Genomic DNA, 11,366 nt, shown 5'->3' with positions numbered 1-11,366 from the left:
CAGTAGGCAGCTGTGCAGCGCCGGTGCAAGCTGAGCGTACTTGTACACGACGAGCGTATACACATGCCCACAGTCCTTTATGCCTACGACCCACTGGACCGCTTGATCCAGACGGCGGGCATTCGGCGCTTTTACAACCGCTCGCGCATGACCACCGAAATCCAGGGCGCAGTGCCGCGCAGTGTGTTTCAGGTGGGCGATCACCTGTTGGCCGAGGGCGGGGCGGGTGGCAGCAACCTGCTGGCCACCGACTTGCAACGCTCGGTGTTGCACACGGTTAACCCCGATAAAACCCAACCCATTGCTTACAACGTGTATGGCCATCGCCCGGCTGAAAGCGGCGGGGCCAGTGTGCTGGGCTTTAATGGCGAACGGGCTGACCCGGTGACGGGGCATTATTTATTGGGCAATGGATATCGGGCGTTTAACCCGGTGTTGATGCGTTTTAACAGCCCGGACAGTTTAAGCCCGTTTGGGCGGGGCGGGGTTAATGGGTATGCGTATTGCTCCGCAGAGCCTGTTAACAGAACGGATCCGAGTGGTCACCAAGCATATAGTTTCATTAGAAACGCGCTTAATAAGCTTGCAAGGATACCGTCGTTGGCTAGCAAAGGTCTTAATCCGCTAACCGGGAACGTTGAGCCGCTCGCCAATCAATTTACGAAATTTGAATCTATTGATGAGATCCTTCCCGGTATTTTTGTGGCCACAGACTATACCAAAAAGGGTCAGGCCAGGCTGACCGTTAATGGACATGGCAATTACGATGCTATTGGAGGGTATGTACGCAGTGGAAATAAAAAACTCTATGCCGGTGATCTTTACCCGGTATTGAAGGAGAAATCGTTAAAAGATCATAAAGTCATTAGATTGCTTATATGTTATTCAGGGCAGGGGGAAAGCAATGCATTGGGGCAAGGTTTGGCAACGCTTTCAGGGTTGAAAGTTAAAGCCTATGCTGGAATAGCGCTTTCTCGCAGTAGCCCCACAGACATCGTGCAGGCAATAAATAGCGTGTCAGGCAGGATGCCAAACCTAAGTGATGCTGTATTAGTCTTGCGAGATGAAACGGTTGTAAGGCGTTCAGACTATATAGTTGAAAATGGGGTGAGAACCCAAGTTCAATATACGCCAAGAACATTTTTGCCCAATTGACGGGCGTATCAACCGGCCATTTACAGGGTGTCGACCCGCCCGCTCAGCTTTTGTTGCAAGGACTTGAGAGTCATCGTTTTGAGGGGCGCGCTTTTTAAGCGCACCGCGCCCTCTTTAAGCGCACATCCCCACCTGCACCTTTGGTGACACGGGCCCGTCCTACGTGTTTCCCACAAGTGCTACCGATTTGCTCAACACGGCTCTGCGCCCTGCGCTACGTCTGTTTAGACGGTGTTTAGAGCCGTGTTCGGCACCTCCCACCTAGACGCATTACGACGTCGTTTTCAGATTTTGTTGAATGCCTATTCAAGTTTAGGCGCGACATTTGCATTGTCATGGCAAAGCCCCCGTAAACGGTGGGTCATAACAAGAGCCTGCGCCTGGGGCCATCACCCGCTTTGTGTGAGGAGATTCCGCATGACGTCGTTCAACTCCGGGGCCCAACCCCAGAACCGTACGCCTCAATCCATCGGCTTTCTGCTGCTGGACAATTTCACACTTATTTCTTTGGCGTCTGCGATTGAGCCCCTGCGCATGGCCAATCAGTTGTCGGGCCGCGAGTTGTATCGCTGGAGCACCTTAAGCGCTGACGGTAGCCAGGTGTGGGCCAGTGATGGTTTGCAAATTACCCCCGACGCCAGCATGCACAAGGCGCCGGCGCTGGACATGGTGATTGTGTGCGGCGGTATCGGCATTCAACGCGCGGTAACGCGTGAGCATGTGTCTTGGCTGCAAAGCCAGGCGCGCCAATCGCGCCGTTTGGGTGCCGTGTGCACTGGCAGTTGGGCGCTGGCGTATGCCGGGCTGCTGGACGGTTTTGATTGCAGCGTGCATTGGGAATGTCTGGCCTCGATGCAGGAAGCTTTCCCGCGGGTGTCCATGAGTACCCGTTTGTTTACCCTCGACCGCAGCCGCTCTACCAGTTCGGGTGGCACGGCGCCGATGGACATGATGCTGCATTTAATCAGCCGTGATCATGGCCGCGAATTGTCGGCCGCCATTTCGGAAATGTTTGTGTATGAGCGCATTCGTAACGAACAGGATCACCAGCGCGTGCCGCTCAAGCACATGCTGGGCACCAACCAGCCGAAGTTGCAGGAAATCGTTGCGCTGATGGAGGCCAACCTTGAGGAGCCCATCGACCTCGATGAGCTGGCGGTGTACATAACCGTGTCGCGTCGCCAACTGGAGCGGCTGTTCCAGAAGTACTTGCACTGCTCGCCGTCGCGGTACTACCTCAAGTTGCGCCTGGTGCGTGCGCGCCAGTTGCTCAAACAAACGCCCATGTCGATTATCGAAGTGGCGGCGGTGTGCGGGTTTGTCTCGACGCCACATTTCTCCAAGTGTTACCGCGAGTACTTTGGCATCCCGCCGCGTGATGAGCGTGTGGGGTCCAATACTGCGCAGCAAACCACCTTGGTGCCGATCCCGCAGTCCCTGCTGCTGACCCCGCTGGCCGGGCCGATGGCGTCGCTGCATCAGGCGCGGCACGAGTCGACGTTTGCCAGTGTGAGGGTGTAGTCAAAGCCTCTGTAGGAGCGAGCTTGTCTCGCGATCTTTTAACGGTTCAAAAGATCGCGAGGCAAGCTCGCTCCTACAGGGGGGTTACGCTCACGCCCGGCTTTGCTTGTATTGCACCAGCCCCGGCAGCAATTGCTGGTCGATGGCCTGGCGCACGGCGGGCAAGATGGTGGCGCTGCCGGTGTAGAGCTTTTCTACCAGGCCCTTGAGTGCGCGAGCGTTGGTCTCGTTCAGGCCGCACACCACCGCAGAGCAGGCTTGCTCGGCGTTACCCGACACGTCAAAGCCCAGCGAGCGCAGTTGGCTCAGCAGGTCCTGCTCATCAATCAAGTCTGCGTGCATCATGCTTTTTATCCTTTCACAGAGAGGCGATCGAAGCTTGATTCTGGTAGGGCTTCCACGAACGGGCAAGCGAGGTTTGGCGCGATGTCTGGTATGCCTAAGAACAGGTCGTTTTTGGCTAAGTGCCAAGGCGCGGGGCCGGGCAGACTGGGCTCAGTAACACTGCCTAAGGTTTGGTCACCGTCACGGCACGCACCCCCTTGGCCCCGACACTGTAACGGCAGTTTCGGGGCTTTTTTGTGCCGGGCGTTTAGCCCTTTAGCAGCGCTGCGCAGGCGGTTTTGTAGGCGTCGTGCTGGTATTTGTTGAGCGAGGCGGGCAGCTCATACGCGTGCTTTTTAAATTGCGCATTGAGGGTTTGCGGCGACAGTAACTGCACCTCGCAGCCCTCCAGCAATTGCAGGATGCCTTCGATTTTGAAGGTGGTGGGGCCACCAGCAAACTCGCCTTTTTTGCTGCGCTTTTTGATCGCGATGCGGGTGATGGCGTTGGCCTTCACACAGTCGGCCAGTTGGGCGGCGAAGGCTTTGACGCTGGCGGCGTTTTCATCGTCGTCCAGGGCAATTTTTTTGGTGCTGATGGCCACGTGCTCAAGGCCGCCAGCGCCCTGGGTGGCCAGGGCAAAAATGGCTTCGCTGCCTTTGATTTCAATCCCGCAAATAGTCATACGTGCCTCATGGGTCATTCCTGACCAATCGATTCCAGAAACTCCGAGCGGTCATCGCTGACTGCCGCAATGCAGTCGTTTTGAGCAATGTTGAACGCCTCAGTGCCGGCTTTGGCCGGGAACACCACAATCGCGCAATCGGCGTCACGCTGGTGCACCCACAGGGTCTGCGCGGTTTTGATTTTGCTGGTGATGTTGTTGAGCTGCGTCGCGTTGCTGCCGTACAGCGCGGTGATGCGCGCTTGCAGGGCCTCGAAGTTTTCAGCCAACAACTGTTCGGCGGTGTTGCGGCTAAACACCGAGCACGCCAGCGTTTGCTGGTCGTTTTCGACGGCATCACACGGGTTGTGGTCGGCATCATCGGCTACAGCTGCGCCACTGGTGATCAACGCCAAGGCCAGGAGAATCGATTTCATTGCGGCTTCCTAATCCATAGTTGAGGCGGATTCTGGCTTAAGCGCCGCGCAAAAGACAGTCACCGGCGCATCGGCGGGTGTTGTGGTCGCCAGCGCTTTGTCGCGCATTGACGCTTTCGGCAATTGCGCTGTCGCTTTTGCACCCGGCTGTTTTTACCCCCAAGCCTATGCTGGCCCCAAAGCGCCGGCAGACGATTCGGCGCAGCAAACGCCTATAAGGGGACGCCTGATGAGCCCAGCCGAGTTGCACGCAGACAGCATCGTTATCGACGGGCTGATCATTGCCAAATGGAACCGCGAGTTGTTTGAAGACATGCGCAAAGGCGGGCTCACGGCCGCCAACTGCACGGTGTCGGTGTGGGAGGGCTTTCAGGCCACGATCAATAACATTGTTGCCAGCCAAACCCTTATTCGCGAAAACAGCGACCTGGTGATCCCGGTCAAAACCACGGCCGACATCCGCCGCGCCAAGTCCCTGGGCAAAACCGGGATCATTTTCGGCTTCCAGAATGCCCATGCGTTTGAAGACCAACTGGGCTACATCGAGATCTTCAAACAGCTCGGCGTGGGCGTGGTGCAGATGTGCTACAACACGCAAAACCTGGTGGGTACCGGCTGCTATGAACGCGATGGCGGACTTTCGGGTTTCGGCCGCGAAGTGGTCGCTGAAATGAACCGCGTGGGCATCATGTGCGACCTCTCGCACGTGGGCTCCAAAACCTCTGAAGAGGTCATCCTCGAATCGAAAAAACCGGTCTGCTACTCGCACTGTTTGCCGTCCGGGCTCAAAGAACACCCGCGTAATAAATCTGACGCTGAACTCAAGTTCATAGCCGACCACGGTGGCTTTGTCGGCGTGACCATGTTCGCGCCGTTTCTGGCCAAGGGCATTGAGTCGACCGTCGACGATTACGCCGAAGCCATCGAATACACCATGAACATCGTGGGCGAAGACGCCATCGGCATCGGCACCGACTTCACCCAGGGCCACGGCCAGGATTTCTTCGAAATGCTGACCCACGACAAAGGCTATGCGCGGCGTCTGACCAGCTTCGGCAAGATCATCAACCCGCTGGGCATCCGCACCGTGGGCGAGTTCCCGAACCTCACCGACACCCTGCTCAAGCGCGGCCACAGCGAACGCGTGGTGCGCAAGATCATGGGTGAAAACTGGGTCAACGTCCTCAAAGACGTCTGGGGCGAATAAGCCGCCACTCGCCCTCACCCAACCCTCTCCCCCGGGAGAGGGCAGGGTGAGGGGCGAAACGAACCTTACCTCGAATTTTGGAGTTTTATTCCATGGCTAAAATCGCCCCGCAATTACCCATCGAAGTCGACAGCGAGACCGGCGTCTGGACCTCTGACGCGCTGCCGATGCTCTACGTGCCACGGCACTTTTTCGTCAACAACCACATGGGCATCGAAGAGGTGCTGGGCGCTGATGCCTACGCCGAGATCCTCTACAAGGCGGGCTACAAATCGGCCTGGCATTGGTGCGAAAAAGAAGCCGAATGCCATGGCCTGGAAGGCGTGGCGGTGTTCGAGCATTACATGAAGCGCCTGTCGCAACGTGGCTGGGGTCTGTTCACCATTGAAGACATCGACCTGGACAAAGGCACCGCCACCATCAAGCTCGAACACTCCTGTTTCGTGTACGTGTACGGCAAGGTCGGGCGCAAGGTCGACTACATGTTCACCGGCTGGTTTGCCGGTGCCATGGACCAGATTCTGCAAGCGCGCGGCAGCCAGATTCGCACCGTGGCCGAACAGGTCTACAGCGGATCCGAAGAAGGCCACGACCACGGTCTGTTTATCGTCAAGCCGCTGTAAATCGAGGATCGGGATATGGCGTTCGAAGCAATGTTTGAGCCGATTCAAATCGGCAAACTGACCATTCGCAACCGCGTGCTGAGCACCGCACACGCCGAGGTGTATGCCACGGACGGCGGCATGACCACGGCGCGCTACGTGCAGTACTACGAAGAAAAAGCCAAGGGCGGCATCGGCCTGGCGATTTGTGGCGGCTCGTCCGTGGTGGCCATCGACAGCCCGCAGGAGTGGTGGAGCTCGGTCAACCTGAGCACCGACCGCATCATCCCGCATTTTCAAAACCTGGCCGACGCCATGCACAAGCACGGCGCCAAAATCATGATCCAGATTACCCACATGGGCCGTCGCTCGCGCTGGGACGGCTTTAACTGGCCGACCTTGATGTCGCCCTCCGGCGTACGTGAGCCGGTGCACCGGGCCACCTGCAAAACCATCGAGCCGGAAGAGATCTGGCGCATCATCGGCAACTACGCCAGCGCGGCGGGTCGGGCCAAAAAAGGCGGGCTCGATGGCGTGGAACTGTCGGCGGTGCACCAGCACATGATCGACCAGTTCTGGAGCCCTCGGGTGAACAAGCGCACCGATGAATGGGGCGGCAGTTTTGAAAACCGCATGCGCTTCGGGCTGGAAGTGCTCAAGGCCGTGCGTGCCGAAGTGGGCCCGGATTTCTGCGTGGGCATCCGCCTGTGCGGCGACGAGTTTCACCCCGATGGCTTGAGCCACGAGGACATGAAACAAATCGCCAAGTACTACGACGACACCGGCATGCTCGACTTTATCGGCGTGGTCGGCTCGGGCTGTGACACCCACAACACCCTGGCCAACGTGATCCCGAACATGAGCTTCCCGCCGGAGCCGTTTTTGCACCTGGCGGCGGGCATCAAGGAAGTGGTCAAGGCGCCGGTGCTGCACGCGCAAAACATCAAAGACCCCAACCAGGCCACACGGATTCTGGAGGGTGGCTACGTCGACATGGTGGGCATGACCCGCGCCCACATCGCCGACCCGCACCTGATCGCCAAAATCAAAATGGGCCAGGTCGACCAGATCAAACAATGTGTGGGCGCCAACTATTGCATCGACCGCCAGTACCAAGGGCTGGACGTGCTGTGCATTCAGAATGCCGCGACTTCCCGTGAATACATGGGCGTGCCGCACATCATCCAGAAAACCACCGGGCCCAAGCGCAAAGTGGTGGTGGTCGGCGCAGGCCCGGCCGGGATGGAAGCCGCCCGCGTGGCCGCTGAGCGCGGGCACGACGTAACCCTGTTCGAAAAAAACGAGGCCATTGGCGGGCAAATCAGCATCGCTGCCAAAGCCCCGCAACGTGACCAGATGGCCGGTATCACCCGTTGGTTCCAGCTGGAGCTGGCGCGCTTGAACGTCGACCTGCGCCTGGGCACGGCGGCCGATGTGGCGACCATTCTCGACCTGCGCCCCGACATCGTGGTGCTGGCGGTGGGCGGGCATTCGTTTGTCGAGCAGAACGAACATTGGGGCGCCGCAGAAGGCTTGTCGGTGAGCAGTTGGGACGTGCTCGACGGCAAGGTGGCGCCGGGTAAAAACGTGCTGGTGTACGACACCATTTGTGAATTCACCGGTATGTCCGTGGCCGACTTTATGGCCGACAAAGGCTCGCAGGTCGAGATCGTCACCGACGACACCAAGCCCGGCGTGGCGGTGGGCGGCACGTCGTTCCCGACCTACTACCGCAGCCTGTACCCCAAAGAAGTGATCATGACCGGCGACATGATGCTGGAGCGCGTGTACCGCGAAGGCGACAAGGTGATTGCCGTGCTGGAGAACGAATACACCGGCGCCAAGGAAGAACGCGTGGTGGACCAGGTGGTGATTGAAAACGGCGTGCGCCCGGACGAAGAGCTGTATTACGCGCTCAAGCCCGACTCGCGCAACAAGGGCCAGATCGACGTTGAAGCGCTGTACGCGATCCAGCCGCAACCGTGCCTGAGCGAAGCGGGTGATGGCTACTTGTTGTTCCGCCTCGGTGACTGCGTGGCGCAGCGCAACGTGCATGCCGCCATCTATGACGCCCTGCGGTTGTGCAAGGATTTCTAAGCAGCGACCAATAACCCTGTAGCCGCTGCCGCAGGCTGCGATCGGTCGCGTAGCGGCCGTGTTTTTAAAGGCGAAGGTCCTTCGGCCCTTATCGCAGCCTGCGGCAGCGGCTACAGGTTGTGTGCCTTTGTTTTGGGAGCTTCACCATGCTCACTATTGTTCTCCCTGTTTTGTTATTCGCCGCCCTCGCGCTCGCCATTCTAGGCGCGGTGCGGCGCATGGCTATGTGGCGTCGTGGCCGTGCGTCGAAGGTCGATTTGCTCGGCGGCCTGCTGGCCATGCCGCGTCGCTACATGGTCGATCTGCACCACGTGGTGGCACGCGATAAATACATGGCCAACACCCACGTTGCCACCGCGGGCGGGTTTGTTCTGGCGGCGGTGCTGGCGATTGTGGTGCACGGCTTTGGCGTGCATAACCAGATCCTCGGCTACGCCTTGCTGTTCGCCACGGCGCTGATGTTTATCGGCGCGCTGTTTGTGTTTAAACGCCGCCTCAACCCGCCGAGCCGTTTGTCCAAGGGCCCGTGGATGCGCCTGCCGAAAAGCCTGCTGGCGTTTTCAGCGAGCTTTTTTATCCTCACCTTGCCGGTCGCCGGGGTGCTGCCCGAAGGCTTTGGCGGTTGGTTCCTCGCGGCATTGCTGGCGGTGGGCGTGGCGTGGGGCGTGTGTGAATTGTTTTTGGGCATGACCTGGGGCGGGCCCATGAAGCACGCCTTCGCCGGGGCGCTGCACCTGGCCTGGCACCGCCGCGCCGAGCGCTTTGGGGGCGGCCGTTCGACCGGGCTCAAAGCCCTCGACCTGACGGATCGCAGCGCGCCGTTGGGCGTAGAAAAACCCAAGGATTTCACCTGGAACCAACTGCTCGGTTTCGACGCCTGCGTGCAGTGCGGCAAATGCGAAGCGGCATGCCCGGCTTTTGCCGCAGGGCAACCGCTGAACCCGAAAAAACTTATTCAAGACATGGTCGTGGGCCTGGCCGGTGGCACCGATGCGCACTTTGCTGGCAGCCCGTACCCCGGCAAGCCGATTGGCGAGCACGGCGGCAACCCGCATCAGCCGATCGTCAATGGTTTGGTCGACGCTGAAACCCTGTGGTCGTGCACTACCTGCCGCGCCTGCGTGGAAGAGTGCCCGATGATGATCGAGCACGTAGACGCCATCGTCGACATGCGCCGCTTCCTCACCCTGGAAAAAGGCGCGACCCCGAACAACGGCGCGCAGGTGCTCGATAACCTGATCGCCACCGACAACCCCGGCGGTTTTGCACCCGGTGGGCGGATGAACTGGGCCGCTGATTTGAACCTCAACGTGATGCGCGACACGCCTTCGGTCGACGTGTTGTTTTGGGTCGGTGACGGCGCGTTCGACATGCGCAACCAGCGTACCTTGCGTGCCTTCGTCAAAGTGCTGAAAGCGGCCAAGGTCAGCTTTGCCGTGCTCGGTCTGGAGGAGCGCGACAGCGGCGACGTGGCCCGGCGTTTGGGCGATGAAGCGACGTTCCAGGCGCTGGCCAAACGCAACATCCAGACCCTGGCCCAGTACCGCTTCAAGCGCATCGTCACCTGCGATCCGCACAGTTTTCATGTGCTGAAAAACGAATACCCAGCCTTTGGTGGCGAGTACCTTGTGCAGCATCACAGCACTTACATGGCCGAGCTACTGGCCGCCGGGCAATTGAACGTGAGCGCCGATACCGGCGGCAGCGTGACGTATCACGACCCGTGCTATTTGGGCCGCTACAACGGTGAATACGAGGCGCCGCGTGCGGTGCTGCGGGCGCTGGGCATTGAGGTCAAAGAGATGCAGCGCTCGGGCTTTCGCTCACGGTGCTGCGGCGGTGGCGGCGGCGCGCCGATTACCGACATCCCCGGCAAGCAGCGTATCCCCGACATGCGCATGGACGACATTCGCGAAACCGGCGCCGAGCGCGTGGCTGTGGGCTGCCCGCAGTGCACCGCCATGCTTGAAGGCGTGGTTGAGCCACGGCCGTTGATCAAAGACATTGCTGAACTGGTGGCCGATGCGCTGGTTGAACCCGCAGCGCCGGCCAAAACCACCCAGCGTGCCCCCGAAGAGGTGATCGCATGAGTGACATTATTCGCCGCGACCCGCGTGCCGAGTGGATCGCCCGTAACCGCTTGCACCCGTTGCACGCAGCCCTGCAGCCGACGCAGCAAAGCTGGATGGGGCCTAACGGCGTCCTGCGCAAAAACGTCCACGGGGTGGGTTTTATCGGCCCCAACGGCATCAAGCGCATCGACCGCAGCGGCGTGCAGCAGGGCGGCGCGAGCAAGCGCACGGCCCGGGTTGAGGTGCAATTGCCGTTGCACCAAGTACCCGCCCCGGCGTTTTACATCGCCGTGGTGCCGGACATGGTCGGTGGCCGCTTGAGCAGCCATGACCGCGACTTGCTCGGGCTTGCCCATCAACTGGCGGGTGCCGACGGCGCGGTGCTGGCAGTGGTGTTCGGCGAGTCCAAGGAAACCGCGTTTGCCACGGCCGGTGTCGACCGCTTGCTACAACTCGACAGCCAGGGTTATGCACCGGAGCAACAAGTATTGAGCTTGCGGGCTGTGGATAACCAATTCACGCCCAAGCATTGGTTGCTGCCCGACAGCCGCTCGGGGGGCGGTGAGCTGGGGCGGCGTTTGGCGGCCAGCCTGGGCGAACGCCCGGCGACCCGCGTGTGGCAAATCAAGGACGGCCAATGCGTAGGCCGCGCCGGGGCCGGGCTTGAAGACGTGGCGCAAGCCGTGCCGCGCCTGATCCTCGCGGCCGCCGAATGCGCTGAGCCGGTGAGTGAAACCCGCCATGAGGCCCTCGCGGTGGAGTTATCCACAGCGGTGGTGCCGTGCTTGCCTCGTATCGAAGATGTGGGCGCGGTGGAGGTGGACCCGGCGGCGATTCCCATGGCCGAGGCGGAATTTATCCTCAGTGGTGGCAACGGCGTGAAGGACTGGACACTTTTCCACAACACGGCTTCGGCCCTGGGCGCCACCGAAGGCGCATCGCGGGTGGCTGTAGACGACGGCTTTATGGGCCGCGAGCGCCAAGTGGGCGCCAGCGGTACGTGGGTCACGGCGCGGGTGTATGTGGCGGTCGGCATCAGCGGCGCGATCCAGCACCTGCAAGGTATTGGCGCGTGCGACAAAGTGGTGGCGATCAACCTCGACCCCGGCTGCGACATGATCAAGCGCGCTGACTTGTCGGTGATCGGCGACGGCACGGCGGTGCTGCAAGCGCTGATCGCGGCGGTTGAACAGTGGCGTGGTACTGCTTCTGTGGGAGCGGGCTTGCTCGCGATTCAGGCGCCACGGTCTGCCTGACCAACCGTTGCATATTCATCGCGAGCAAGCC

The 11,366-nt window shown here is 60.1% G+C and carries 10 protein-coding genes; 7 read left to right on the top strand and 3 right to left on the bottom strand.

All coding sequences use genetic code 11. The features are described 5' to 3' along the window. Positions 1–63 precede the first annotated feature (63 nt). Both AAEZ03_RS17765 and gbdR read left to right on the top strand, forming a co-directional pair. Positions 64–1,155, top strand: a complete 1,092-nt coding sequence (locus tag AAEZ03_RS17765; protein ID WP_350580332.1) for an RHS repeat-associated core domain-containing protein — start codon at positions 64–66, stop codon at positions 1,153–1,155. 417 nt (positions 1,156–1,572) lie between these two features. After that, positions 1,573–2,676: a choline metabolism transcriptional regulator GbdR gene (gene gbdR / locus AAEZ03_RS17760; RefSeq protein ID WP_350580329.1), complete on the top strand. Its 1,104-nt coding sequence runs from the start codon at positions 1,573–1,575 to the stop codon at positions 2,674–2,676. Positions 2,677–2,766: 90 nt separating this feature from the next. Here gbdR and AAEZ03_RS17755 read toward each other — a convergent pair whose 3' ends face one another. The 3 genes from AAEZ03_RS17755 to AAEZ03_RS17745 all read right to left on the bottom strand — a co-directional run bounded on the left by AAEZ03_RS17755 (position 2,767) and on the right by AAEZ03_RS17745 (position 4,101). Continuing rightward, on the bottom strand, positions 2,767–3,021 hold the full coding sequence (locus tag AAEZ03_RS17755; protein WP_350580326.1) for a hypothetical protein: 255 nt from the start codon (positions 3,019–3,021) through the stop codon (positions 2,767–2,769). A 247-nt stretch (positions 3,022–3,268) separates the two neighbouring features. Continuing rightward, positions 3,269–3,685: a DUF3010 family protein gene (locus AAEZ03_RS17750; RefSeq protein WP_048372361.1), complete on the bottom strand. Its 417-nt coding sequence runs from the start codon at positions 3,683–3,685 to the stop codon at positions 3,269–3,271. Positions 3,686–3,699: 14 nt separating this feature from the next. Next, on the bottom strand, positions 3,700–4,101 hold the full coding sequence (locus AAEZ03_RS17745; RefSeq protein WP_123750854.1) for a lysozyme inhibitor LprI family protein: 402 nt from the start codon (positions 4,099–4,101) through the stop codon (positions 3,700–3,702). Positions 4,102–4,330: 229 nt separating this feature from the next. On the opposite strand from AAEZ03_RS17745, the gene AAEZ03_RS17740 reads away from it, so the two are divergent. From AAEZ03_RS17740 to etfA, 5 genes are all read left to right on the top strand, one after another. After that, on the top strand, positions 4,331–5,308 hold the full coding sequence (locus AAEZ03_RS17740) for a dipeptidase (protein WP_153368413.1): 978 nt from the start codon (positions 4,331–4,333) through the stop codon (positions 5,306–5,308). Positions 5,309–5,400: 92 nt separating this feature from the next. Next, a complete protein-coding gene (locus tag AAEZ03_RS17735; RefSeq protein ID WP_048372356.1) occupies positions 5,401–5,931 on the top strand; it encodes a 4-vinyl reductase in 531 nt (176 codons plus the stop codon). 15 nt (positions 5,932–5,946) lie between these two features. Continuing rightward, positions 5,947–8,007, top strand: a complete 2,061-nt coding sequence (dgcA, locus tag AAEZ03_RS17730; RefSeq protein WP_123750855.1) for a dimethylglycine demethylation protein DgcA — start codon at positions 5,947–5,949, stop codon at positions 8,005–8,007. Between the two features lie 146 nt (positions 8,008–8,153). Further along, on the top strand, positions 8,154–10,097 hold the full coding sequence (gene dgcB / locus AAEZ03_RS17725; protein WP_350580320.1) for a dimethylglycine demethylation protein DgcB: 1,944 nt from the start codon (positions 8,154–8,156) through the stop codon (positions 10,095–10,097). Beyond that, on the top strand, positions 10,094–11,335 hold the full coding sequence (gene etfA, locus AAEZ03_RS17720; RefSeq protein ID WP_350580317.1) for an electron transfer flavoprotein subunit alpha: 1,242 nt from the start codon (positions 10,094–10,096) through the stop codon (positions 11,333–11,335). The genes dgcB and etfA overlap by 4 nt, the downstream gene beginning before the upstream one ends. The last annotated feature ends 31 nt before the right edge of the window (positions 11,336–11,366 follow it).

The organism is Pseudomonas sp. HY2-MNA-CIBAN-0224 (assembly GCF_040310285.1).
Taxonomy (GTDB): Bacteria; Pseudomonadota; Gammaproteobacteria; order Pseudomonadales; family Pseudomonadaceae; genus Aquipseudomonas; species Aquipseudomonas helleri.
The sequence above is the reverse complement of the archived record's forward strand: the minus strand, read 5'-3'. Positions and strand labels throughout refer to the sequence as shown.